The sequence below is a fragment of the Agrobacterium sp. YIC 4121 genome (assembly GCF_002008205.1).
Taxonomy (GTDB): domain Bacteria; phylum Pseudomonadota; class Alphaproteobacteria; order Rhizobiales; family Rhizobiaceae; genus Agrobacterium; species Agrobacterium leguminum.
This window is the reverse complement of record NZ_MRDI01000003.1, coordinates 581,152-605,231: the sequence shown is the minus strand read 5'-3', so window position 1 is coordinate 605,231 and position 24,080 is coordinate 581,152. Positions and strand designations below refer to the sequence as shown.

21 protein-coding genes and 1 tRNA gene are annotated in these 24,080 nt (G+C 59.1%); 10 read left to right on the top strand and 12 right to left on the bottom strand.

What is annotated here, in order from left to right:
* The first annotated feature begins 207 nt into the window (after positions 1-207).
* The 3 genes from uvrB (at position 208) to BTE54_RS07150 (ending at position 5,039) form a co-directional block, all read left to right on the top strand.
* Positions 208-3,174 carry an excinuclease ABC subunit UvrB gene (gene uvrB / locus BTE54_RS07165; RefSeq protein WP_078051897.1) on the top strand — a complete coding sequence of 989 codons (2,967 nt, stop codon included), beginning with the start codon at positions 208-210 and terminating at the stop codon, positions 3,172-3,174.
* A gap of 407 nt (positions 3,175-3,581) precedes the next feature.
* Complete coding sequence (locus tag BTE54_RS07155) at positions 3,582-4,418, top strand: hypothetical protein (protein ID WP_078051896.1); 837 nt, start codon at positions 3,582-3,584, stop codon at positions 4,416-4,418.
* 141 nt (positions 4,419-4,559) lie between these two features.
* Positions 4,560-5,039, top strand: coding sequence for a hypothetical protein (locus tag BTE54_RS07150; RefSeq protein ID WP_078051895.1), 480 nt, complete (start codon positions 4,560-4,562; stop codon positions 5,037-5,039).
* Positions 5,040-5,102: 63 nt separating this feature from the next.
* Here BTE54_RS07150 and BTE54_RS07145 read toward each other — a convergent pair whose 3' ends face one another.
* Positions 5,103-5,507: a DUF1801 domain-containing protein gene (locus tag BTE54_RS07145; RefSeq protein ID WP_078051894.1), complete on the bottom strand. Its 405-nt coding sequence runs from the start codon at positions 5,505-5,507 to the stop codon at positions 5,103-5,105.
* 142 nt (positions 5,508-5,649) lie between these two features.
* On the opposite strand from BTE54_RS07145, the gene BTE54_RS07140 reads away from it, so the two are divergent.
* Positions 5,650-6,105: a PRC-barrel domain-containing protein gene (locus BTE54_RS07140; protein WP_078051893.1), complete on the top strand. Its 456-nt coding sequence runs from the start codon at positions 5,650-5,652 to the stop codon at positions 6,103-6,105.
* A gap of 159 nt (positions 6,106-6,264) precedes the next feature.
* Positions 6,265-6,873 carry a DUF922 domain-containing Zn-dependent protease gene (locus tag BTE54_RS07135; protein ID WP_078051966.1) on the top strand — a complete coding sequence of 203 codons (609 nt, stop codon included), beginning with the start codon at positions 6,265-6,267 and terminating at the stop codon, positions 6,871-6,873.
* Positions 6,874-6,881: 8 nt separating this feature from the next.
* Here the strand turns inward: BTE54_RS07135 and BTE54_RS07130 are convergent, their stop codons facing one another.
* Positions 6,882-7,484, bottom strand: a complete 603-nt coding sequence (locus tag BTE54_RS07130; RefSeq protein WP_003522436.1) for a J domain-containing protein — start codon at positions 7,482-7,484, stop codon at positions 6,882-6,884.
* Positions 7,485-7,880: 396 nt separating this feature from the next.
* Here BTE54_RS07130 and BTE54_RS07125 point away from each other — a divergent pair, with 396 nt between their 5' ends.
* Positions 7,881-8,234 (top strand): nuclear transport factor 2 family protein, encoded by a 354-nt coding sequence (locus BTE54_RS07125; RefSeq protein WP_003522435.1) that lies wholly within the window; start codon positions 7,881-7,883, stop codon positions 8,232-8,234.
* A gap of 91 nt (positions 8,235-8,325) precedes the next feature.
* On the opposite strand, the gene BTE54_RS07120 is transcribed toward BTE54_RS07125, so the two are convergent.
* Positions 8,326-8,895: a hypothetical protein gene (locus BTE54_RS07120; protein WP_065655864.1), complete on the bottom strand. Its 570-nt coding sequence runs from the start codon at positions 8,893-8,895 to the stop codon at positions 8,326-8,328.
* Between the two features lie 271 nt (positions 8,896-9,166).
* Positions 9,167-9,242: transfer RNA gene (locus BTE54_RS07115), tRNA-Thr, on the bottom strand.
* A 213-nt stretch (positions 9,243-9,455) separates the two neighbouring features.
* Here BTE54_RS07115 and BTE54_RS07110 point away from each other — a divergent pair.
* On the top strand, positions 9,456-11,195 hold the full coding sequence (locus BTE54_RS07110) for a GGDEF domain-containing protein (protein WP_078051892.1): 1,740 nt from the start codon (positions 9,456-9,458) through the stop codon (positions 11,193-11,195).
* A gap of 30 nt (positions 11,196-11,225) precedes the next feature.
* On the opposite strand, the gene BTE54_RS07105 is transcribed toward BTE54_RS07110, so the two are convergent.
* From BTE54_RS07105 to BTE54_RS07080, 5 genes are all read right to left on the bottom strand, one after another.
* Positions 11,226-12,335 (bottom strand): endonuclease/exonuclease/phosphatase family protein, encoded by a 1,110-nt coding sequence (locus tag BTE54_RS07105; RefSeq protein WP_121490413.1) that lies wholly within the window; start codon positions 12,333-12,335, stop codon positions 11,226-11,228.
* A gap of 215 nt (positions 12,336-12,550) precedes the next feature.
* Positions 12,551-13,579, bottom strand: coding sequence for an ABC transporter ATP-binding protein (locus tag BTE54_RS07100; protein ID WP_078051891.1), 1,029 nt, complete (start codon positions 13,577-13,579; stop codon positions 12,551-12,553).
* Complete coding sequence (locus tag BTE54_RS07095; RefSeq protein ID WP_078051890.1) at positions 13,567-15,261, bottom strand: iron ABC transporter permease; 1,695 nt, start codon at positions 15,259-15,261, stop codon at positions 13,567-13,569. The genes BTE54_RS07100 and BTE54_RS07095 overlap by 13 nt, the downstream gene beginning before the upstream one ends.
* Positions 15,262-15,270: 9 nt before the next feature.
* Complete coding sequence (locus BTE54_RS07090) at positions 15,271-16,254, bottom strand: ABC transporter substrate-binding protein (RefSeq protein WP_078051889.1); 984 nt, start codon at positions 16,252-16,254, stop codon at positions 15,271-15,273.
* Between the two features lie 337 nt (positions 16,255-16,591).
* Positions 16,592-17,836 carry a PLP-dependent aminotransferase family protein gene (locus BTE54_RS07080; protein ID WP_078051887.1) on the bottom strand — a complete coding sequence of 415 codons (1,245 nt, stop codon included), beginning with the start codon at positions 17,834-17,836 and terminating at the stop codon, positions 16,592-16,594.
* Positions 17,837-18,109: 273 nt separating this feature from the next.
* On the opposite strand from BTE54_RS07080, the gene BTE54_RS07075 reads away from it, so the two are divergent.
* Positions 18,110-18,562: an RbsD/FucU family protein gene (locus BTE54_RS07075; protein WP_078051886.1), complete on the top strand. Its 453-nt coding sequence runs from the start codon at positions 18,110-18,112 to the stop codon at positions 18,560-18,562.
* 108 nt (positions 18,563-18,670) lie between these two features.
* Positions 18,671-19,702: an endonuclease/exonuclease/phosphatase family protein gene (locus BTE54_RS07070; protein ID WP_078051885.1), complete on the top strand. Its 1,032-nt coding sequence runs from the start codon at positions 18,671-18,673 to the stop codon at positions 19,700-19,702.
* A 70-nt stretch (positions 19,703-19,772) separates the two neighbouring features.
* Here the strand turns inward: BTE54_RS07070 and ilvC are convergent, their stop codons facing one another.
* The 3 genes from ilvC to BTE54_RS07050 form a co-directional block, all read right to left on the bottom strand.
* The gene (gene ilvC, locus BTE54_RS07065; RefSeq protein WP_046798127.1) at positions 19,773-20,792 is read right to left on the bottom strand and encodes a ketol-acid reductoisomerase; all 1,020 of its coding nucleotides are present in this window, start codon (positions 20,790-20,792) and stop codon (positions 19,773-19,775) included.
* 49 nt (positions 20,793-20,841) lie between these two features.
* The gene (locus BTE54_RS07060) at positions 20,842-21,495 is read right to left on the bottom strand and encodes a TetR/AcrR family transcriptional regulator (protein ID WP_003507581.1); all 654 of its coding nucleotides are present in this window, start codon (positions 21,493-21,495) and stop codon (positions 20,842-20,844) included.
* A 402-nt stretch (positions 21,496-21,897) separates the two neighbouring features.
* Positions 21,898-22,806 (bottom strand): AraC family transcriptional regulator, encoded by a 909-nt coding sequence (locus BTE54_RS07050; protein WP_065655857.1) that lies wholly within the window; start codon positions 22,804-22,806, stop codon positions 21,898-21,900.
* 189 nt (positions 22,807-22,995) lie between these two features.
* Here BTE54_RS07050 and BTE54_RS07045 point away from each other — a divergent pair, with 189 nt between their 5' ends.
* The gene (locus BTE54_RS07045; RefSeq protein ID WP_065655856.1) at positions 22,996-24,042 is read left to right on the top strand and encodes an NAD(P)-dependent alcohol dehydrogenase; all 1,047 of its coding nucleotides are present in this window, start codon (positions 22,996-22,998) and stop codon (positions 24,040-24,042) included.
* Positions 24,043-24,080 lie beyond the last annotated feature (38 nt).

Here is a 24,080-nt window from a genome sequence, read left to right as displayed (position 1 = left end):
GGAAACCCTCATTCCGCCGTATGGATTTGCTCTAGCGCATCCGCCCGAAAACCGAAATCGATTTCCGAAGGATTTGAACAAAGCTGTCTTCAGCCGCTACGCAACGCATCCGGCCGAATTTTGTTCCGCACGCTTCGTTTCCTTTTTGTACTCATTTTTTCACCGCATCCCCTTCCCTTTATGCGTGACTCCCTCCATATTTCGCCTATGGCCAGATCACCGAAAAACTCCACCTCCTCGCCCTCGGGCTTCGAGGAAGCTCCGCAATCGTCCTTCGAAGGCGCGCCGCTCAGCGGCAGCGTCGCCGATTGGGTGAAGCAGCTCGAGGCGGAAGCGGAGGCTTCCTCCGTGGAAACCCAGCGCGAAATCGCCTCGAAGGCGGGCAAGCACCGCAAGAAGATCGAGATCGAAGCGCGCAAGGAGGCCCAGAAAGCCCCCCCGAAGACGGCCAAGAACACCACGGCCTCCAAGACCGCACGCGGCGTTTCCATCGGCGCATCGAGCGATCCGAAAACCCGCGCCGCCGCCGGTCTCAATCCGGTCGCCGGCATGGACGTATCGCTGGAGGATGCCGCCAACCTCGCGCCCGGCGCCGTCACCGCCACGGTGGACGCGCTGTCGAAACTGATCGAGAGCGGTAATCCGCTGTTCAAAGACGGCAAGCTGTGGACGCCGCACCGGCCCGCCCGCCCGCCGAAATCGGAAGGCGGCGTCGCCATCCGCATGGCCTCGGACTACCAGCCTGCCGGCGACCAGCCGACGGCCATCAACGACCTCGTGGAAGGCATCAACTCCGGCGAACGCAGCCAGGTGCTGCTCGGCGTCACCGGCTCGGGCAAGACCTTCACCATGGCCAAGGTGATCGAGGCGACGCAGCGTCCGGCTGTCATCCTCGCTCCCAACAAGACGCTGGCCGCGCAGCTCTATTCGGAGTTCAAGAACTTCTTTCCCGACAATGCGGTGGAATATTTCGTCTCCTACTACGATTATTACCAGCCGGAAGCCTATGTGCCGCGCTCCGACACCTTCATCGAGAAGGAATCCTCGATCAACGAACAGATCGACCGGATGCGCCACTCCGCCACCCGCTCGCTGCTGGAACGCGACGACTGCATCATCGTCGCCTCGGTCTCCTGTATCTACGGTATCGGTTCGGTCGAGACCTATACGGCCATGACCTTCCAGATGCAGGTGGGTGACCGGTTGGACCAGCGCCAGCTTCTGGCCGACCTCGTGGCCCAGCAATACAAACGCCGCGACATGGATTTCCAGCGCGGCTCGTTCCGCGTGCGCGGCGATACCATCGAAATCTTCCCCGCCCACCTTGAGGATGCCGCCTGGCGCATATCGATGTTCGGCGACGAGATCGATTCCATCACCGAATTCGACCCCTTGACGGGCCAGAAGACCGGTGACCTGCAATCGGTGAAAATTTACGCCAATTCGCACTATGTGACCCCACGCCCGACGCTGAACGGCGCGATCAAGTCGATCAAGGAAGAATTGAAGGGCCGCCTCGCCGAACTGGAAAAGGCCGGGCGTCTGCTGGAAGCCCAGCGGCTGGAGCAGCGTACCCGCTACGATATCGAGATGCTGGAAGCGACCGGCTCCTGCGCCGGCATCGAGAACTATTCGCGTTATCTCACCGGCCGCAATCCCGGCGAGCCGCCGCCGACTTTGTTCGAATATATCCCTGATAATGCCCTGCTGTTCATCGACGAAAGCCACGTCTCCGTCAGCCAGATCGGCGGCATGTATCGCGGCGACTTCAGGCGCAAGGCGACGCTGGCCGAATATGGCTTCCGCCTGCCCTCCTGCATGGACAACCGGCCGCTGCGCTTCGAGGAATGGGACGCAATGCGCCCGCTCACCGTGGCGGTTTCGGCAACCCCCGGCGCATGGGAGATGGAACAGTCCGGCGGCGTCTTCGCCGAACAGGTCATCCGCCCGACCGGCCTCATCGATCCGCCGGTGGAAGTGCGCTCCGCCCGCAGCCAGGTTGACGATGTTCTCGGCGAAATCCGCGAAACCGCCGCCAAGGGTTACCGCACGCTCTGCACCGTGCTGACCAAACGCATGGCCGAAGACCTGACCGAATATCTGCATGAACAGGGCGTCCGCGTCCGTTACATGCACTCGGATATCGACACGCTGGAGCGCATCGAAATCATCCGCGACCTGCGCCTCGGCGCTTTCGACGTTCTCGTCGGTATCAACCTGCTGCGTGAAGGCCTCGACATTCCCGAATGCGGTTTCGTCGCCATCCTCGATGCCGACAAGGAAGGCTTCCTGCGCTCGGAAACCTCGCTGATCCAGACCATCGGCCGTGCCGCCCGTAACGTTGACGGCAAGGTCATCCTTTATGCCGACAACATCACGGGCTCGATGAAGCGGGCGATGGAGGAAACCTCCCGCCGCCGCGAAAAGCAGATGGCCTATAATGCCGAACACGGCATCACGCCGGAATCGGTTAAGGCGAAGATCTCCGACATTCTTGATTCTGTTTATGAGCGCGATCACGTAAGGGCCGATATTTCTGGCGTTTCCGGCAAGGGCTTCGCCGATGGCGGCCATCTCGTCGGCAACAATCTTCAGGCCCATCTCAACGCGCTGGAAAAATCCATGCGCGACGCCGCAGCCGATCTCGACTTCGAAAAGGCCGCCCGCCTGCGCGACGAAATCAAACGCCTCAAGGCCGCCGAACTGGCGACCATGGACGACCCGATGGCCAAGGAAGAGGCCCGCGCCATCGAAGGCGGCGGAAAAAACAACAGACGCAGCCACTTGTCGATCTCCCCACCGGAGGGCGAGACATCCGGCGGGACGGAGACGGGTGCCGCAGCGAACGAAAGCGGCAAATCCCTCTTCGCCAAACCCTCGCTGGATGAAATGGGCCCCGGCTCGGATGCGGGAAAACCGCTGTTCCGCAGGAACACACTGGACGAGATGACAGTGGGCAGGACCGAAAAACCCGTGCGCGGCGCGGTGCCCGACAAGCCCCAGACAGAACCCGGCAAACGGTTCTCACCGTTGCTGGAGGGCCAACCGGAGCGCGCCACGGACGATCCCCGACCGCTGGTTCGTGGCAAGATCGGCGCGGGTTCCTATGAGGACGCCGGCGAGCAGAAGCGCAAGAGCCGAACCAAGGGCAAGACGGGCCGGCCGGGGCGGTGATGCGCCCTAGGCGTTATTCAGCGCCATGCATGGGTATCGCGAAAATATGGCCGGGGCGCGCGCCGTAGTCTTCATTTTGCGCAGGTTTGATGTAAGTCGAGAAATAGGCCGGGCCGGTCGGGAGAACGCCTGGATATAGCCGCGCAATATCTCGATCTCCGTACTCCCCCTGATGCGCGGCCCCTCGGTACGGGAAAGGCGCACCTTCTCCTGCGATGCTGCAAGCCTTGAAACTTCCTCAGGCCTTATTCTCCACGCGCTTGTGGTGAACGCCAAAAGTGGCGACTCGCCAATTTCGAGCGACCTCGTTGAAGTAGCGTCTAAAAGCCAGATCCCCATAAATTATTTATTGCTTATATTCTAAGCAAATATAACCTTCACGAAGGGGAATCATTTGGAAAGAATCGATGTCACTTTTCGCTACCGAGTTTCCGATTAAAGATAGCATTACGGCTGGAGAATTTGTTTCCCAAGTTGTTGCATGGTTGAGAGGGAATAAATTTAGCACGGTCCTCGACAAAGCGAACAATCACGAACTTGATACAAGCTTCGCCCATCTCCGAGGAGAAAATGGAGAGGAGCTCTTACTGCGATCTTTAGAGAATATCGATAACTCTGTCGCACTAGGTTTTCGGCATGACATCAAAGATGACGAAGGCCGCCTTTGGCGAACTGAAGCTGTATTAAAACAAAACTTCCCTTCACCGACCGGAAATTTTATCAGATTTAAGACTCAATGCACAGCCATTGGTCCCACCGCGCGCATAGACACTCCTCGTAAGCCATACTTAATCAGAACGTTGATAAATGATAATTGGCCAACAAATGACGGGGTATTACAGATATCCGACAAGCCAATCTGGCTGACAGACGACGCCAATGGTTTAGACCTCGCAGCAAACACCACTCTCGGCCTGTCCACACATCACCTTCCCGTTATCTACATTTCAGCTAAAGGCACCAGTAAATGGGAGTTTAGTGCGGAAGAAATCGATAAACTTGCCTATGATCTGGGCGGCGTCGCCCACGTGGTGGCAGAACCTTCCCGCAATTTTGCGGTAAAACTGAAAAATATTGTAGACGGCAAAAATGCGTATGGCGGTAGCATCGGGGTAATCGCGCCAAAGCACGGCTTACTCAGAAAAATTTTTTCGTCATCAGAAAACTCGGAGAACGTAAATACACTTTCTGTAGTGCGGAAGATCGCAACTATAGTTAGATCGCAAACTCCAGCCCTGGGATAGGACTGGATTAATCTCCAAGAAGAAAGTTTATATATCCAGAGAATAAAAGAGCGAAACAGGCTAACAAACGCAGAAATAGAAGATTTATACCAGCATGAAATAATTGCAAAGAACGAGAGAATACAAGAACTTGAGAAACAGTTGTCCGAAAGACCATACGATGTTTCCCTAGGGAACATTGAAGAAAACTTATTGTCGCAAAATCTGGTTGAAAGAACTGGTCTGGAAATCTATGAAGGCGAATTTTCTGACCGAGTCAGAGCGGCGATCCGCTCCTGTTTGACGCATGCAGAAGCAGATGGATTGGACAAAAGAAGTATATTTGTTCTCGAATCAATCATAAAAAACACCTTTTTTTCCGACGATTTAGTTGATCTTAAGTCGGAAATAAAAAGAGCTGCTACGGACATGAAGCGCTCTTCCTCGGAGATGCGAGACATACTCCTCCGGCATGGTTACGTTGAGAAAGCAGATAAAAAACACATCCGGCTAGAAGCCAAGTCAGCTTTCATGGGTTTAGATCCTGTCACCCTGTCTAAAACGCCGAGCGACCATCGAGGACCACAAAACACTAAAAGCCAGATAGAAAAAACGCTCGGCATTACAAAACTGGTTGACTAGCTTCAGTCTAAATTATCCATCTGTCATCCTTTCTCACAGCGGAATCTGTCCAGCGCCATCACTTTAGCGGACACGTGCGACATTCAGGACTACCGCCGCCCTGATCAGCGCCGCCAGCGCCTCCTCATCCACGACATCCCCCTCGTGAAAATCAATCGCCCGCCGCATATTGCCCTCAAGGCTCGAATTGAACAGCCCCGCCGGGTCCTCCAGCGAAGCGCCCTTCGCAAATGTCATCTTCACCGCGCTCTTGTAGGTTTCGCCGGTGCAGATGATGCCCGCATGCGACCAGACCGGCACGCCGCGCCATTTCACCTCTTCCACCACCTCCGGATCGGCCTTCCTGATCACCGCGCGAATATGCGCGAGCGTCTCACCGCGCCAGTCGCCGAGCTCCGCGATCTTCCGGTCGATGAAGTCCGATGGTGCGGTCTCCTCTGCATCTTTCGCCACCGTGTTTTTCGCCATGACATCCTCCCGATTTCGACGCACGCCTGATCCTTTTTTTCAGCATAGACGAAATTTTCCTGTCCTCCCATGAGGAACCAAATCCGCCTCCCGCCGTTTCCTCCCCGAACGCAACGTTCAGCATACAAAGGGAAGAAACATCATGAAAATCAAGGTCATCGCTCTCGCTGCCGCAGCAGCGCTCTCCTCTTCCGTGGCTTTTGCCCAGACGGCCACTACTGCCCCTGCTGCCGGCGCGGACGCCACTTTGTCCGGCCCCGGCATTACCATGGGCACCAAGGCCAGCGGCCCGCTGAAGTTCGTCAATGTCCAGAAGACCGACCTCACCGCCTCCCAGCTCGATGGCATGGACATCTATAACGCCCAGGACGAAAACATCGGTGAAATCGAAGATGTCGTCATCGGTGACGGCAAGTCGGTGATCGGCCTGGTGGCCAGCGTCGGCGGCTTCCTCGGCATCGACAAGAGCTATGTGGTGCTCGACCCGGCTTCCGTTGCGGTCCACAACGAGAACGGCACCTGGAAGGCCTATGTCGACACCACCAAGGAAGCGCTTCAGAACGCTCCGAAGCTCGATTACGACAAGCTGGACGACTGATTACCCCTGCAGTCTCCAAGCTTGTCCCCCCGCGCCCTGTCGCGGGGGTTTTCATATGTGGCGACCTATCGGAAAACCCGGCACTCCCCGCCGGAAGGCCCTTGCCTGACGGCGCGGCTCTCGCCTATCTTCGGCGCGCAAATCACCAAGGATCGCTGCGTGCCCGCCAATAGCCTCTTTTCCTTTGCCATCAGCACCGCCATCACGCTCGGCACCCTGCCGCTGTCAGCGCAGGCGGCCGACTGGAAACCGGCCGAGCAGATAAAAACCTATGCCATCAGCGGCAATACGGGCGGTGCGCTTTATCAATCGATCGGCGAGCGCGGTCCGACCGCCGGCGTGCAGGCCATTGCCCACACCACCTTCAAGCTGACATGGCGGCGGGATTACCGTCCGCAGCCGGATGGCGCCTGCGTGCTGGCCACCGCAAGGCCCAATCTCACTATCATCTACACCTGGCCGAAAGCGCCCGCCAATCTGCCGCCCGCAGTCGCCGCCAGCTGGAGGACCTTCATTTCCGGCGTGGAAACCCACGAACGCGTCCATGGTGACCATATTCTCGACATGGTGAAAAAGATCGAGGCCTTCAGCATCGGGCTGAGGGCGGAAAACGATGCCAAATGTCAGAAGGTGCGCGCCGTTCTGCAACAGCGACTGGGTGAGCTTTCCAACGAGCAGCGCCAGCGCGGCCGCGATTTCGACCGGGACGAGCTTTCCCCCGGCGGGCGGGTGCATCAGCTCATCCTCGCCCTCGTCAACGGCCCCTGAACAGCCGCCTATTCCGCCGCCTCGCCTTTCAGCAAGGGCTCGGCCAGCGTCACGCTTTCCAGCTCGTAGGAATAACCTTCGAGCATCGTGTAGGCCTGTTCGATTGCCTCGATCTGGGCTTCGGCATTACGGATGGCTTCGGCGATGGATTGGCTGCGGGCGCGCAGCATCGAACTCAGCACATCGGTTTCCGGCTTGCGGCCAAGACGGTCCATATGTTTGCGAACCCGCGTGCGGTGCCGTTCCAGCTCGAGAATATGGAAACGGCTTTTCAGAATATCGTCGGTCAGCTTGCGGCGCATGGCGGCCACGGGGTCGAAACTGCCAGGTTCGCGTTCGTCCAGAATGAATTCATTCACCAGCGTTTCCAGCATCAGCAGGCCCTTGAGGTCCTTGGCGTCGGCAAGCTGCGGATCGTAACCGGTATCGTCGAATACCTTACGGCGCACCGGATCCTTCAGCAGCTCATAGGCCGTCTGCAGGCGCGCGAATTGCTCGGCATCGCCGCCGCTATCGGGATGCGCGGCCTTGGCCACCTTGCGGTAGGCCGACTTGATCGCCGCCTCGTCGGCATCGCGCTCCACGCCAAGCAAAACATAGGGATCAATCACAAAAACACCTTCAAACGCAAACTGTTACCCGCATGCCCAACACCGCTCCCGTCTGGCACGCGGGCGGATCATAGGCCAATTCCGCCCGGCGCGGCACCCCGCCCCGGCGGTTAAACCGGCAAAGCCCACACAAAGCCTCGCGGCGCGCCGCATCAAAACGGGCGGAAAAGCCCTTGATGCCGAAATTTGTCGGACCCAAGGCGACTATAATGACAGGCAGGACAAAATTGTGGAAAGCGGCGGCAAAACATGCCGCACGGTTTCGCACAGCGCCTGCCGCAGCCGGCGCAAAAACACCGCAGGAAGAAGCGTAACCGGCGCGTTTTCAGGGGGTTATGGTGAAAAGACGTCAACGGGTGTAAGCTTGGCCTTTGGATTAGAAGGGAGGATGATCCGATGCCGCAAACGATTACCCAGACCGTCACGGACTATGTCCATGCCATGGCCTATGCGGATGAGAGCCTGATGCGTGACGTTTTCGACCCGCGCGCCAGCATCGTCGGAACCTTCGAAGGCGAAATCGAATGGCTATCCCTGGAGGACTTTGTCGACCAGATGCGCAAGAGCGAACGCGGCCTTCCCGATCACGATCCCGCTTTTGAAATCATGGGCATCGACAAGGAAGGCGACAGCGCTTCGGTGAAGCTGACGACCCGTTTCGACGGTATGGATTTTTACGAATATCTGTCCCTGCTGGAACGCGACGGCAACTGGTCTATCGTGCACAAGCTCTATCACATAAAGCCGTAGGCGATCATCGAAACCGCCACCCCGCATTGTGCGCTTGCGCGTTCCACTCGCAGGCCCGTCTCGCGGTCCGGTTATTTTGCCGCTGAAGGAGCTAGAACAGGTCGCTGTAGATCGCCGTTATCCAGAGCGCGTTAAAGAAGAGCCAGATAACACCGAGCCACATGATTTTGCGGCTGCTATCGGTTCTCATCGCCACAATCGCGATAAGCAGACCGCCGACTATCCTTGCCAGATACCATGGCCCGAGCTGTTCGAAATGTTCCCTGCCCTTGATGTAGGTGTCCACCAGATCGAAGACGAACGAGGCGGCAAACAGGGCAAAGAACGCATGTCGCCTGCGCACGAAAAAACTTTCCCGCTCGGACAGTTCCTGAATGTGATCGGGATAAAGCAGCGTCGACATCAAAAAGAACAGCGACGTGTAGACCAGAACGAAAATGTAAATCCAGAAATTCCAGTTGTGGATCAGCCGCAGGGCAAATTCCCACCACCAGAAATGGACAGCTCCCAGAAGCAGGGCAATCGACCAGACGATCTGCGCATGCATACGGTCGGTTTTCTGCGGCTCCTGCAACCTTCTGGAAAGTCCGGACAACACCCTGGTAATGGCCAGGCCGAGGATGAGGCTTACCAATATCCGCAAATGACCATATGCATCCATTGAAAGCGCCCGCTGTTGCTCAACTTATCTGCCGAACAATATGCTTAAACCTTGGGGCTTTACAACTCTGGCGGATGCCCCGCCCTTCCCGATCTCGCCTTCTAGTGGGCTAAACCGGCTTCCCGATGCGAGAGTTTCCCGGGCTGGCAGGCCGAAGCCGGTCACTCCAGTTTCATCAGGGCTCAACCACCGGCAGCGGCAAACGCAAAGCGTCACCCGTCACACGGTTCATTCAACCAAATAGATTTCAGGATTAAGCGATTGATTTTACTGGTGCCCCCGGCAGGGTTCGAACCCGCGACCCCCTGATTACAAATCAGGTGCTCTACCAACTGAGCTACAAGGGCAAGCCAGTGCCTTGCCAACTATCAGATTCTGACTTGGTGTAAAGTAAAAACTAACGCCGTGGCATCGACAGACCGCTTTTCCACACCGTCGCCGGCCGGACTGTCCGCATGATCGCAATTGTAGCAGAAGGCCCGGAAAATAAGCGAAGTATTTACGCAGCACCACTAGAATGGCGATGAAACATAACCATTCCAGTGAGAACAACGCATCATATGCGCGCGAGCATACAGAAAATCCAGCTGACGGGCACGATCATCATCGCCGTAAGCTCCATCCTGCTGGCAACCCTTGCCGCGCTGCCCAGCGTCTATAATTATCTGCGCTATCGCACCAATGCCGCGCAGCTCAGCCGCTTTGAAACCGCTCTCCAGTCCGCATGGCTGGTGTCGGCCGAGCGAGGCCCCGCCAATAATCTGATGGGTGCATCCGTGCCGGATGCAAGGCTGACCGAAGGGCTTGCCGCCGCGCGCAAGGCAACGGACGACAAGCTGTCGGAGCTGGAGAAATCCTTCGCCAACGATATCAGAACACAGCCTGAACTGGCGAAGTCGCTTGCTGATACCCGCCAGAAGCTCGAGCAATCGCGAGAGCTGGTCGATCAGGTTGCCGCGCTCCCCCCTGACGCGCGTAACCACGGCGCGATGTCCAATGCGATTGCATCGATGTTCAAGGCGGCGGATAGCGTCAATCTGCTGCGCGGCAGGGCCGCACGCGCCATCATCAAGGTGACGCCCGACGTGGCGATCGACATCGCCATGACGGGCACGGCGGGCGTGATGCGCGACCGTATCGGTCGCCTCGGTTCCTATGTCATCATGAGTCTCAAGGCGAACAGGCAGGAAAAGCTCGGTTATCGCGCCAAGTTCGATACCGAGATGCAGAGCCTGCTGTCGCTGAAAGCGTCGCTGACCAATTATACCGCCGCCTATCTCTCGACGCCGCGACTGGACGGCGCATTGCGCGATCTTGAAACCCAATATTTCGGTCAGGCTTTACGTTACGCGCAGAACACGATCGTGATGGCGGTGCCATCCGCCCAGCCAAGCGCACTTGAGTTCTCCAGAAACTATATTGCCGGCATGCGGTCGTCCGACACCCTGCGCGACCTTATTCTGTCCGAAACGCGCGCGCGGATCGAAAAGAAAAAACAGGAGGCCCTGATCTATGGCGGCACCTCGCTCTTTCTCGCCGGCATCGCTGTGCTGGTGCTGTTGCGGCTGACATCGGTTTACAAAACCGCGCTGTTCCGTCCCATGCAATCCGTCCAGACGCAGATCGCCGCCATCGCCGGCGGTGATCTTTCCGAGGGCAATCATGAGGACAGGGTTGCGCCGGAAGTGAAGAAGATGTTCGAGGAACTGGATTTCCTGCGCGAACAGCTTCGCCAGAAGGGCGAAATGGAAAACCAGCAGCGTGCGCTGGCCGAGCAGCTGCGCACCCTTTCCGAAACCGATGCGCTGACGGGCGTCTTCAACCGCCGTGCACTCGAAAAGGCGGTTCGCTCCATATTGACGGGCGAGGAGCAATGTCAGTCGCTCGGCGTGATGATTGTCGATATCGACCATTTCAAATCGATCAACGACCGTTACGGCCATGCCATGGGTGACATCGCGCTTCAGAAGACCGCGGGCCTGTTGCGCAGCGCATTGCGCAAGCACGACATTCTCGCCCGATATGGCGGTGAGGAATTCGTCGTCGTGCTGCAGGATGTCAGCCATGCCACGGCGACGGCCACGGCCGACCGCCTTCGCCGCCTGATCGAAGCCCAGACCATCGATGAGCAAAGCGGCCTGTCGCTGACGGCAAGTTTCGGCGTGGTCTGGCAGGAAGCGCGTGCGATCAATAGCTGGGATGAGTTGATCGCCATCGCCGACGACCGGCTTTACGAAGCCAAGCGTGCGGGCCGCAACCGGGTCTGGGCAACCTATTTCCCAAAGGTCGCGAACGGCTAAGAACATCGCCGGCGGCGGGTTTTGCTTCGACTAGATCAAATCCAGCGTCATGACCACGGGGCAATGATCGGAAGCCTTCGGACGATCCCAGCCGGTGCGGGGATAACGTTCGACCTCCTGTCCCGGCGGGAATATCGTCCGGAAAGGTTGCCCATTGCGAATGATTTCGGGAACATGCGTGGCGTTCATCTCCGCCAGACGCGGGGACAGCCAGATATAGTCGAGCTGGCACAGATGCTGCTCCTGCGGCCCGCGTGAATGGTAGAGCGTCCAGCGATCCATGACATCACGGCGCATCATCGGATTGACCACGAAACCATCGGCCGAGAGGATATCGAGCGCGCTGCGCTCCTCCTCGACCGGCGTGAAGCTGTAGCCGCTGCGCCTGTCGCCGGAAATCGCGACACGCTCCTGATAATCGTTCAGATCGCCGCAGATCGCGAAATTCTTGTGGCGCGTATTGCCCACGCCCCAGCGATTTTCGATGATACGGCGCACGGCCATTGCCTCCGCCTCGCGGATCGGCATGGTGGCGATGCGGGCGTCGACGGCATCGCGGGCATTGGTCATGGATTTGAAATGCGTGACGTAAAGCGTCAGCGGCTTGCCGCCGATTCTCAGATCGATTTCCAGGCAATCCCGTTTGAAAATCTTGTCGTCGATCTGGTTTGTGGCGGCAAGCGCGGGATTGAAGAGATCGAGATTGCGATAGGTCAGCGCCGCATGGCTCTTGATGTCGACCACCTCGATCCTGTCGCCGTCCCGCGTCTCCTCGCGCATGACGACGGCGACATCGATGCCGCGGCTGTCATTGCCCTCGACCAGATATTTCTGCAGGTAGCCATTGCCGACCATGCGATAGAGATAGCCATATTCGAACGCCTGCAGCGCGGCCATGTTGTCCACTTCCTGCAGGCAGAGAATATCGGCATCCGCATCGGCGATGGCGAGTGCCGAAAGCTGGCGCGTGTCGTCGGTGGAAGAGACCATCCGCGCGCTTTCCAGCGCCTGATAGGTCGCCTCGTCGCGAATATCGAAAAGCTGGATCGCCCTGTCTCGCCGCGTCTGGTTGCGAAAGCCGGTGAAATCGAAACGGGTGAGGAGATTTTCGATATTGAAGGTGGCAAGCCGAAGCGACATGAATCAATCCTATTGCTACAGGGAAAGCTTAGCCGGTGTCGCTCCGCCTCGCCAGTAGCCAGGACCACGTCCTTCACCCGCCCTCATTCCTGTGCTTGTCACAGGAATCTGGCCAGCCCAAGTCATTGGGCTGAAAGGGCTCTTTTCACCGCGCAGACGCGCGTCGGCTGGATCCCTGTGACAAGCACAGGGATGAGGGAAGTAGAATTATCGCACTAAAGCCGCCACGCCGCGCGAATGACCACCGGCAGACGGTCTCCGACTGCAACCGCTTCGCGCGAATAGGCCCTGAGCGCCTGCCCATCCGGCAGGTCGAGACGTAGGGCATAACGCTCGCCCTCGTAGAGAACCGAGGTGACGGTGCAGGCGATGCCCTCTGCATCCCGCACCACATCCTGTGGCCGCACAAGAATATCCGCGTGCGGCGATTGCCCGCCGCTCTCCATCGCTGCCCTAAGCACCGACCAGTCGAGATCGCGCGAAGTCCCTTCGGGCGCCGGCAAGGTCACGATCGCCCCCTGCCCCACCAGCGAGCCGACCAGCCTGCCTTCGGGCCGCGCATAAAGCTCCGCCGGTGGCGCGACCTGCAACAGCCTGCCCTGCGACATCACGGCGACATCGGTTGCCAGCGCCATGGCTTCCGCCTGATCGTGGGTGACATAGATCATCGTCGCACCGGAGCGGATGTGGAACTCGCGGAATGTCTCCTCCATCTCCTGCCTGAGATGCCGGTCGAGATTGGCGAGCGGCTCATCGAGCAGCACCACGTCAGGCTCGGTAACGAGGCAGCGCGCGAGCGCCACGCGCTGCCGCTGGCCACCGGACAATTCGGCGGGACGGCGATCGGCGAAGCTCTCGAGGCGGACGGCGGCAAGCGCCTGACGCACCTTGTCGCGATATTTCTCACCTGAAATACCGCGCACCTTCAAGGGATAACCGGCATTGTCGGCAACCGACATATGCGGCCACAGCGCATAGGACTGGAACACCATCGCCATGTTGCGCCGCTCCGGCGGCACCATGCTGCCGGCATCGGCCAGCACCCGCTCGCCGAGCAGGATGGAACCGTCGGTCGGCTGTTCGAAACCGGCGATCATGCGAAGCACCGTCGTTTTGCCGCAGCCGGAAGGCCCGAGAAGAGCGAGAAAACCGCCGTCACGCACCGTCAGCGACACATCGTCCACGGCTGGTTTCGAACCGGCACCAAAACTCTTCGACAGGCGGTTGAGGATCAGTTTCGCCAAGGGACCACTCCTTTCGGCAGATGGCGCCCCAGAATTTCCAGCAGAGCCATGAGGAAAATCACCATGATGACGACAAGCACCGAAAGTGCCGAGGCAAGATCGAAGCTGCCGCTGTCATCGAGGTTGTAGATGAGCACGCCGAGCGTCTGGGTGCCGGCCGACCACAGCAGCGCCGAGACTGTCAGCTCGTTGCAGGCGATCAGGAAAACGAGGATGACCGATGCCCCCGCCGCAGGCCCGACCAGCGGCAGGATGATATCCTTCAGCCGCCGCCAGAAACCGGCGCCGGAGAGCCTTGCTGCCTCTTCCAGCGACGGATCGAATTGCAGGAAGGCGCTGACCATGGGTTTCAGGCTGACGGCGAAGAAGGAGGAGAAATAGGCGAGCAGAATGATCCAGATCGTGCCGTAAAGCGTGATGCCGACAAGCGGGATGGGGGCCGCGAAAAGCAGCACGAAGGAGACGGAAATCACCACCCCCGGCAACGCATAGGGAATATCCACCAGCGCCGAAAGCAGGAACATGAAACGGCTCTTGCCGCGCACCAGAAAATAGGCCGTCAGCACCGTCACCGCCAGCAAGCAAAGCGAGGTGGCGGTCGCCAGAAACAACGAGTTGCGGAAGGCGGTACGCGTCACGCTCTGGCGGTAAAGCAATTCCTCATAGGCATGCAGCGTCGCTGTCTTGAGGCTGAGCGGCACGCCATAGGCAGGCGCAAGCGAGCTTGCCACCAGTGCCGTCAGCGGCGCCACCAGCATGAAGAACAGCACGAGCCACAGGGCAAGCTCCGCCGGCACCCGCCACAGCCCAAGCCGGAATGTCGCCGCCTTGCCGGAAAGACCGATGATGCGATAGTCCCTGCCCTTCATCGCCCGTTCCTGAAGCGCAAGCCCGGCGACGGAGATGATTGCGATCATGGTGGAGAGGATGGCAATATCGCCGAATGTGCTGGTGCCGAAACTGGCAAAACGGCTGTAGATCAGCGTCGGCAGGGTAAAGATCGAGGCGGGGATGCCGAGGATCGCCGGAATGCCGAAATTGCCCACACTGGAGACGAAGGAAATTGCCGCCCCGGCGATCAATCCCGGCGTCGACAGCGGCAGGATGATATCGAACAGCACCCGGCGCGGCGAAGCGCCGGAGAGCTTCGCAGCCTCGATGCCGTCCTGCGGCAAAGCGAGCAGACCGGCCCGCAGCGACAGATAGACGAGCGGCGCGTGCTGCACACCGAGCAGCAGCGCGATACCCGCTATCGAATAAAGCGGCTGCGGCGATCCCATCGGCGGCGCAAGGCCAATAGCCTTCAACAGCGTGCTCGAAGGACCAGTCATGCCGATCCACGACAGCACCGTCACCTGCGGCGGTATCATCATCGGCAGCATGAACAGGAAGCTCAGGATCGACTTGCCGCGAATGTCGCAAAGCGTCAGCGCAAGTGCGAAAGCGCCGCCGATCAAAAGCGAAATCAGCATGCCGAAAAACGAGGTGGAGAGCGTGTTCAGCGCCGAATCCCAAAGGGCAGGATCGGCGAGAAGCCGCCATATGTCACCATTAAGTGACGAGATGACGCCGGTATAGGCGAGCCGCCCGAGCGGCAGGGCGCTGAGCGCAAAAACAACGCTGACCACAAAAGGAAACAGCCAGCGCGGCTGGCTGCTTCCATAGGCATTGGAACGGGTCATTCCGCTATATCAGCCCTTGGAGCCGAAAATATCGGAGAAAGTCTTCAGGTCCTGCTCGGAGTTCTTCAGCGCATCGGCAGCGTTGAGCGGCAGAACCTTGATCTTGTCGCGGGCCGGGAAACCTTCGGGCATGCCGGCATCGGCACGAACCGGGATGTAACCGAGCTTGACGAAGCCCTGCTGGCCCTTTTCCGACAGCACGTAATCGACGAACTTCTTCGCCGCCTCCTCGTGCTTCGTGCCCTTGATGATCGCAACCGGCTCGGTGACGGCCGAAACGCCCTCTTCCGGAAAAACGAACTCAACCGGCGCGCCCTTGGCCTTTTCGCGGATCGGCATGTAATCGACGACCACGCCATAGGCCTTTTCGCCCGACGCGACAGACTTCAGAACCGCACCGTTGCCGCCGCCGGCAATGGCTTCATTGGTCTTCAGCTGCTTGTAATAATCCCAGCCGAGGCCGTTTGCGGCGGCAAGCGTCTGAGCATGGATCAGCGCCGCACCCGATGTCAGTGGGCTTGGCATGGTGACCAGACCCTTGGCTTCCGCTTTGGCCAGATCCTTCCAGCTCGTCGGCTTCATTGCGGCGGCAGTGTTATACATGATGCCGGTGGTGATGAGCTTGGTGGAGTAATAGAAGCCGTCCGCATCGTAGAGCGAGGCATCGATGTTCTTGGCTTCCGCGGACTTGTGGGCGAGAAGCTGGCCAGCCTGCTTCATGCGCTCCAGCGTCACGGTGTCGGCGATCAGCAGCACGTCGGCAACCGGATTGCCGGCATTGATCTCGGCCATCAGCTTGGCCATGATCTTCGGCGTTCCGTCACGCACCCATTCCACCTCGAGACCGGGATTGGCGGCCCTGAAACCATCAACGGTCGCCTGCGCGTCCTCGTTGGGCTGGCTGGTGTAAAGCACCAGATCGGCAGCATTGGCGGCGGTGGCGATGAAGCCGAGCGACACGATGGCGGTGAAAGCGGAGAGCAGAGTTTTCATGGGTCCAGTCCCTGTTGTTTGGTGGGACCGCTAAAACATGATTGCATAACATGTATGTGACAGGCAGGATTTTTGGGGTGTGATCGCTCCAACGTTGAGAGCAACGGGGCGGAAGAACGCAAGTTCTCTTAGAGGCTGGGGCTACCCCCCTCTGCCCTGCCGGGCATCTCCCCCTCAAGGGGGGAGATCGGCAAGAGGCGCTGACAGCACTTCATTTTCAACTTTTGCGACAGGCGATACCTTAGCCGCGAGTCGATCTCCCCCCTTGAGGGGGAGATGTCCGGCAGGACAGAGGGGGTGAAGCCACAACCTCCGTCGCTGCCGAGAACCGCCGCCCTCAAATCGCCGGCAGCGCCTCACCCGTTTCCGCCTGCGCCGTCGCGATCAACCGGCCAAGCCGCTTCATGCCTTCCTCGATCATCGCCTCATTGGCGCAGGAGAAGCTGATGCGCAGCGTATTCGTGCCGGAGCCATCCGCGAAGAAGGCACGGCCGGGAACGAAAGCGACCTTTTCCGTGGCGATGGATTTCGCCAGCAACGCCGCACCGTCCATGCCTTCCGGCAACGTCACCCAGATGAACATGCCGCCTTCCGGCTTCGTCCAGCGCGTACCCTTCGGCATGTATCTGTCGAGTGCGGCCAGCATCGCGTCGCGGCGGGCGCTATAGGCTGCCTTGATCTTGGCAACCTGCTTGTCGAAACCGCGCGAGGCGACACGTTCGATGGCGATCTGGTTAATGGTGGAGGAATGCAGGTCGGCGGCCTGCTTCATCAGCACCAGCTTGCGAATAACCGGTGCGGAAGCGACGATGTAACCGACGCGAAGGCCCGGTGCGAGCGTCTTCGAAAAGCTGCCGCAATAGATGGTGCGGGTGTTCTCGATGCCGCCCGAGCGGGCGATGTCGAGCGCCATGATCGGCGGAACAGCCTCGCCATCATAACGCAGCGACTGATAGGCGGCGTCTTCGATGACGGCGATATCGAGTCCATCGGCCAGCGCCAGAACTTTTTCACGGCCGGCCAGATCGACGGTTTCGCCGGTCGGGTTGGAGAAATCGGCCGAGAGATAAGCGAACTTCACCGCACCGCCGAGCTTGGCGGCATTCTCACGGTAGGTCTCGGGCGTGCGGTTGCCGCCGGGATTAAGCTGGTCGTAATTCGGCTCATAGGCGTTGAAAGCGGAAAGCGCGCCGAGATAGGTCGGCCATGTCACCAGCGCCGTATCCTTCGGCGACAGGAACAGCTTGCCGAGATAATCGAGACCCTGCTGCGAACCGGAAACGATGAAGACATTGTCGGCGGTGCAGTCGATGCCGATCTCGGCCATTTCGCCGGCCAGCCATTCGCGCAGCGGCTTGTAACCTTCGCTCACCGAATATTGCAGCGCCGAGTTGACCTGCGAACCCGAAAAAATTTCCGCATAAGCCTGCTGGAACTCCTCTGCGGGGAAAAGAGCCGGGTCCGGAATACCGCCGGCAAAGGAGATGATATCGGGCTGCTCGAGCAGCTTCAGCAACTCACGGATTTCGGACGCTTTCATGCGCGAAGAGCGCGTGGCGAAAATTTGTTCCCAATTGAGCATGGGTACGTTTCCTCTTGTGTCGTTTTTATGCGTGCATCTTTACAGAAATGTCGATACGTCAGCAATACTGACTTATCAGTTTTTCGAATTATTTCTGCCTCCCCGCACCTTGCCCGCAACCGACCTGCCTTAAGACCCGATTTTGCGGACAAAGCCAAATACACCCTTGCGCAAAGCTTCACAATCACACCTTTGCGATTGACGCGGCATGGTTTTCCGGCTGGATTGCGCGCGCGCCGCAACACGGCGAAAGCATCATGGGAGTTTGACGACATGCTGAAAAATATCGACCCGGCGCTGAATGCCGATGTCCTGCACGCACTGCGCGCCATGGGTCACGGCGATACGCTGGTGATCTCCGACACCAACTTCCCCTCCGATTCGGTTGCCCGCCACACGACCGTCGGCAAGGTGCTGCATATCGACAACGTCTCCGCAGCCCGCGCCATGAAGGCGATCCTGTCCGTCCTGCCGCTCGACACGCCGCTGCAGCCTTCCGTCGGCCGCATGGAAGTGATGGGCGCGCCGGATCAGCTGGAGCCGGTACAGGTGGAAGTGCAGAAGGAAATCGACGCGGCGGAGGAAAAATCCGCGCCCATGTATGGCATCGAGCGCTTCGCCTTCTACGAGCAGGCAAAAAAAGCCTATTGCGTCATCACCACGGGCGAAACCCGGTTTTATGGCTGCTTCCTTCTGACGAAGGGTGTCATTCCGCCGACGACGTAAGGCCAAGAACGGGAAAATTGTGCCGGCCGCCCACCTTCATGACAATTTCAAGTTGTTATGGCAAAAACTTCCACTAGGCTTGAAAAACCAACCGGAGGTGTGCGGATCATGACCCAATATGTCCTGGCGTTCTGGAATGTCGAAAACCTGTTTGCGCCGGAGGGCTATCCGGCGCGCGAGCCGTGGATTGCCGAGCGGCTGAAGAACGATCTGAAAGGCTGGACCGAGGACCTGTTCAAAACCAAGGTCAAACAGCTCGGTCTGATCATAAGCCAGATCGGCGGCGCGGGACCGGATCTGCTCGGTGTCTGCGAAGTCGAGAACCGTTTCGTTCTGGAGACGCTGGCGGAACATCTGAACGACCTCATGCCCGCGCGCTCCTACCGGGTCGTGCATGCCGATTCCAGCAAGGACCAGCGCGGTATCGATACCGCCTTCATCTATGACAGCAAAAAGCTGCTGATCAACGAGAACGAGATTTTCAGCCATTTCGTGATGCGCCGCACCGGCACGCGCGACATTACCCAGTGCACCTTCATCACCAAGGGCGGCCGCCAGCTTATCGCGCTCTCCAATCACTGGCCGTCGCGCTCTGGCGGCGCGGTGGAAAGCGCCGGTTTTCGCATGACGGCCGGTGAAACGCTGGGCTACTGGCACCAGCGCATCAGGGAAGAAAAAGGCAACGACATCGCCGTCATCGCCTTCGGCGACTTCAACGACGATCCTTCCGATGCCTCGCTGCGCTACCACGCCAATTCCACCCGCGAGCGGGACGATGTCGAAAACTCGCAATCGGCCATGTTCTACAATCTCACCTGGAATTACCTGCGCCAGCCGGTGGTCGATTCCGTCGGCGCGGCAAGAACCATCTATGGCACGCTCTATTTCAACGGCGATGCCAATATCTTTGATCAGATCCTCGTTTCCAGATCGCTTCTGACCGGTAGCAGCGGCTTCAAGGCGCGCGAGGAGACAGCAAAAATCGAAGCCATTCCCGCCATGGTCAGCCACAGCAAGAATGAGGGGCCGATCCGCTTCGGCCTGTCGAAAGGCGATGCGGTCAAAAACGTCAATCTCGGTGGGTTCTCCGATCACTTCCCTGTTTCGGTGGTTATCGAGGAAGACGATACAATCGTTTGATAGCACATCGAAAACAAAAAGGCCGGAGCTTTCGCTCCGGCCTCCATATTTTCCCAACAAGCAATGAAGCTTAGTTGACGGCCTTGTCGACCAGCTTGTTCTTGCCGATCCAGGGCATCATGCCGCGCAGCTTGGCGCCGACTTCTTCGATCTGGTGTGCGTCGTTGTTGCGACGGATACCCTTGAAGCGTGCGCCGCCGGCCTTCCATTCCTGCATCCACTCGGAGGTGAACTTGCCGGTCTGGATGTCGTGCAGAACGCGCTTCATTTCAGCCTTGGTGTCGGCGGTGATGATGCGCGGACCGGTGACGTATTCGCCCCACTCGGCCGTATTGGAGATCGAGTAGTTCATGTTGGCGATGCCGCCTTCATAGATCAGGTCGACGATCAGCTTCACTTCGTGCAGGCACTCGAAATAGGCCATTTCCGGTGCGTAACCGGCTTCGACCAGCGTTTCGAAACCGGCGCGGATCAGTTCAACGAGACCGCCGCACAGAACGACCTGTTCGCCGAAGAGGTCGGTTTCGCACTCTTCCTTGAAGTTGGTTTCGATGATGCCCGAACGGCCGCCGCCAACGCCGCAGGCGTAGGAGAGAGCGAGTTCAAGCGCATTGCCGGAAGCGTTCTGGTGAACGGCAACGAGGCAGGGAACGCCGCCGCCCTTCTGGTATTCGCCGCGAACCGTGTGGCCGGGGCCCTTCGGCGCGATCATGACGACGTCGAGCGATGCCTTCGGCTCGATGAGGCCGAAGTGAACGTTGAGGCCGTGCGCGAAAGCGATTGCTGCGCCATCACGAATGTTGCCGGCGATGTCGGCCTTGTAGATGTCGGCCTGGAGCTCGTCCGGCGTCGCCATCATCAGCAGGTCGCCCCACTTGGCGGCTTCGGCAACGGTCATGACCTTGAAGCCGTCGGCTTCGGCCTTCTTGACGGTCGGCGAACCGGCCTTCAGGGCGATGACGACGTTCTTGGCGCCGGAATCCTTGAGGTTCAGCGCATGGGCGCGGCCCTGGGAGCCGTAACCGACGATGACGACATTCTTGGACTTGATGAGATTGAGATCGGCATCACGATCATAATAAACGCGCATTTTATGGTCCTTCCCTAATGCTTGTCTCTCAGTTGTCTGAACCGGAATCTCAGGCGGGTTTGCCGCTGAGTTCCGAATGTACCTTTTCCGTGCCGTAGAGGGTCAGAAAGGCGACCACCGCCTTCTTCGCCCGGGCGGAAAAATCCTTGTCCGGCGCCTCGCCCAGCAGCATGCGCACATGCAGATCCGAGACGATAAGGCCGTAAAAACTGCGATATGCCTCTTCGGCATCATCGAAACGCAGATAGCCGGAACGGCGACCTGCCTCGATCAGCCCACGGGCGCGGCGGTCGATCTGGCGACGGCCGCGTTCCAGCAGCAGATCGCCGAGCTTCGAGCCGTCGCGGCTCGCCTGGCCTATCGCCAGACGGTTGAGCGCCAGCGACACATCGCCCGCCAGCACATCCAGCAGATCATGCGCGAAAACCTCGAGGTGATCGGCAAGCTGCGGTGCGGAGACGCGGTCACCTGCCTTTTCGAAGGTGCGGACCTTGCTCTGCTGAAAGGTGATCATCGCCGCCAGCAGGCCGTCCCGGTCGCCGAACCACTTGTACAGGCTTTCCTTGGAACAGTTGGCGGCACGCGCCAGCCCCGATGTGGTGAGCGCTTTCTCGCCGCCCTCGACCAATAGACGCAATGCCTGGTCCAGAACGGCGTTCTGGCGCGGCGAAAACTCCTGCGCTGTGATCGGGTCGGAAGCCAAGTCTTTTCCACTCCAGGGGCTCGATTAATGTACCGTACGGTACGGTTCGAGCGCCATTTAAGCGGAGGCTGCGTTGGGGTCAAGCGGATTCTTCAGGGGAGGATGAGAATTGACGCGGTGCGGCGGAGTATCACGGCAAGCTTGAGGTGAACCTCTAGGAGGTTTTGCGTTGGTAGCGGACCGAAGGTGCGTGGAGCCTTACCCCCCTCTGTCCTGCCGGACATCTCCCCCTCAAGGGGGGGGAGATCGGCAAGGGTCCCTTTTGTCGCTTCATTCCAAGCTTCGAGATGGGCGAGACCTTGCCGCAGATCGATCTCCCCCCTTGAGGGGGAGATGCCCGGCAGGGCAGAGGGGGGTAACGCCGCGCTCCTCAGGCAATGGAAAACCTTCCCAAGACCCAATCTACCCAGCCGCACTGATCTCCCGCGAGGCATCGATATCTCGCGACGGCGACAATCCGTAGAAACGGCTATATTCACGACTGAACTGCGACGGGCTCTGATAACCGACACGGTGGCCGGCGGTGCCCGCATCCAGCCGCTCCAGCAGCATCAGCCGCCGCGCCTCATGCAGCCGCAGTTGTTTCTGGTACTGAACCGGCGTCATGGCCGTGATCGTCTTGAAATGATGGTGGAAGGACGAGACACTCATGCCGATATGATCGGCAAGGTCCTCGATACGCAGCTGGCGTGCGAAATTCTCGCGCAGCCAGGCGATGGCGCGGGCGATGCGGTTGCCATGGCTGCCGGCCGCGATGATGTTCATAAGCTGCCCGCCCGCCGGTCCGGTCAGAATGCGATAGAGGATTTCCTGCTCGATCAGCGGCGCCATGGCGGCAATGTCTGCCGGACGGTCGAGCAGGCGCAACAGGCGGATAGCCGCATCGAGAAGTTCCGGCGTGGCGGTATTGACGACGATGCCGCGCTGCGCATTCGCCGGCTCCGCAGGCGGATCGATAGGTACACGCCGCATGAGATCGAGCAGCTTTTCGCTGTCGATAGCAAGCGAAATGCAGAAATGCGGCACCTCCCTGCTCGCCTCCACCACCCGCCATGCAACCGGCAGATCAAGCGAGGTCAGGAGATAATCCCCCGCCCCATAATTGATGGTGTCCGTCCCCAGTTGCACGCATTTCGCGCCCTGGATAACCATCGCGAGACAGGGGCGATAGCTGCCGTGGCATGGGGCGCTCGGTGTCGTGCGCCGGCTGATGCCGAGGGAGTCGATTGCCGTCTGCACCTCGCCGTCCTGGGTAGCATGCCGCGCGGCAATGGAGGCGATCTCCTGATAGACATTGAACGGCAAGGACATAGGGGAAATCCCGTAACTGAAGGAAGAGATGCGTCGGATGCCTTTTATCTAGAAAGCCGCGCGGCCCGCGCAAAGAGTGCGCCACCATATTTTTGCAGGATCGTGCAAAAAGCTCGGAGGATCGCTCTAACGCCGCCCCGCGCTTCCATTGCATATTCCGTCGTCCCCAACTCCCGAAAGGATATTCAGATGGCTATTGCTAGAGGTTACGCTGCGACAGATGCGTCGAAGCCGCTTACCCCGTTCACCTTCGAACGCCGCGAGCCGAATGATGACGACGTCGTCATCGATATCAAATATGCCGGCATCTGCCATTCCGACATTCATACCGTCCGCAACGAATGGAAGAACGCCGTCTACCCGATCGTTCCCGGCCATGAAATCGCCGGCGTCGTGAAAGCCGTCGGCTCCAAGGTCACGAAGTTCAAGGTCGGAGACCATGTCGGCGTCGGCTGCTTCGTCGATTCCTGCGTCGGCTGCGCCACCCGCGATCTCGACAATGAACAGTACATGCCGGGTCTCGTGCAGACCTATAACTCCGTCGAACGCGACGGCAAGACCGCCACGCAGGGCGGATATTCCGACCATATCGTCGTGCGGGAAGATTACGTCCTCTCCATTCCGGAAAACCTGCCGCTCGACGCTTCCGCTCCCTTGCTCTGCGCTGGTATCACGCTTTATTCGCCGCTTCAGCACTGGAATGCCGGCCCGGGCAAGAAGGTGGCTATCGTCGGCATGGGCGGTCTTGGCCATATGGGCGTGAAGATCGGTTCAGCCATGGGCGCGGATATCACCGTGCTTTCGCAGACACTCTCCAAGAAGGAAGACGGCCTTAAGCTTGGCGCGAAGGAATATTATGCCACCAGCGATGCCTCGACCTTCGAAAAGCTCGCCGGCACCTTCGACCTGATCCTCTGCACCGTTTCGGCGGAAATCGACTGGAATGCCTATCTCGGCCTGCTGAAGGTCAACGGCACCATGGTGCTTCTCGGTGTGCCTGAACATGCGATCCCCGTGCACGCCTTCTCGGTCATCCCCGGCCGCCGTTCTCTGGCTGGCTCTATGATCGGCTCTATCAAGGAAACCCAGGAGATGCTGGATTTCTGCGGCAAGCACGACATCGTGTCCGAAATCGAAAAGATCGACATCAAGGACGTCAACGAGGCTTATGAGCGCGTGCTGAAGAGCGACGTACGTTACCGCTTCGTCATCGACATGGCGTCGCTCGACGCTTGATGCGTCCGGAAACGGCGAAACAGGGAACGGCGGGAAGC

Coding starts and splice junctions, on each gene's coding strand:
- uvrB (WP_078051897.1), top strand. CDS start 208: ATGGCCAGATCACCGAAAAACTCCACCTCCTCGCCCTCGGGCTTCGAG.
- BTE54_RS07155 (WP_078051896.1), top strand. CDS start 3,582: ATGTCACTTTTCGCTACCGAGTTTCCGATTAAAGATAGCATTACGGCT.
- BTE54_RS07145 (WP_078051894.1), bottom strand. CDS start 5,507: ATGGCGAAAAACACGGTGGCGAAAGATGCAGAGGAGACCGCACCATCG.
- BTE54_RS07140 (WP_078051893.1), top strand. CDS start 5,650: ATGAAAATCAAGGTCATCGCTCTCGCTGCCGCAGCAGCGCTCTCCTCT.
- BTE54_RS07125 (WP_003522435.1), top strand. CDS start 7,881: ATGCCGCAAACGATTACCCAGACCGTCACGGACTATGTCCATGCCATG.
- BTE54_RS07120 (WP_065655864.1), bottom strand. CDS start 8,895: ATGGATGCATATGGTCATTTGCGGATATTGGTAAGCCTCATCCTCGGC.
- BTE54_RS07110 (WP_078051892.1), top strand. CDS start 9,456: ATGCGCGCGAGCATACAGAAAATCCAGCTGACGGGCACGATCATCATC.
- BTE54_RS07105 (WP_121490413.1), bottom strand. CDS start 12,335: ATGTCGCTTCGGCTTGCCACCTTCAATATCGAAAATCTCCTCACCCGT.
- BTE54_RS07095 (WP_078051890.1), bottom strand. CDS start 15,261: ATGACCCGTTCCAATGCCTATGGAAGCAGCCAGCCGCGCTGGCTGTTT.
- BTE54_RS07090 (WP_078051889.1), bottom strand. CDS start 16,254: ATGAAAACTCTGCTCTCCGCTTTCACCGCCATCGTGTCGCTCGGCTTC.
- BTE54_RS07080 (WP_078051887.1), bottom strand. CDS start 17,836: ATGCTCAATTGGGAACAAATTTTCGCCACGCGCTCTTCGCGCATGAAA.
- BTE54_RS07075 (WP_078051886.1), top strand. CDS start 18,110: ATGCTGAAAAATATCGACCCGGCGCTGAATGCCGATGTCCTGCACGCA.
- BTE54_RS07070 (WP_078051885.1), top strand. CDS start 18,671: ATGACCCAATATGTCCTGGCGTTCTGGAATGTCGAAAACCTGTTTGCG.
- ilvC (WP_046798127.1), bottom strand. CDS start 20,792: ATGCGCGTTTATTATGATCGTGATGCCGATCTCAATCTCATCAAGTCC.
- BTE54_RS07050 (WP_065655857.1), bottom strand. CDS start 22,806: ATGTCCTTGCCGTTCAATGTCTATCAGGAGATCGCCTCCATTGCCGCG.
- BTE54_RS07045 (WP_065655856.1), top strand. CDS start 22,996: ATGGCTATTGCTAGAGGTTACGCTGCGACAGATGCGTCGAAGCCGCTT.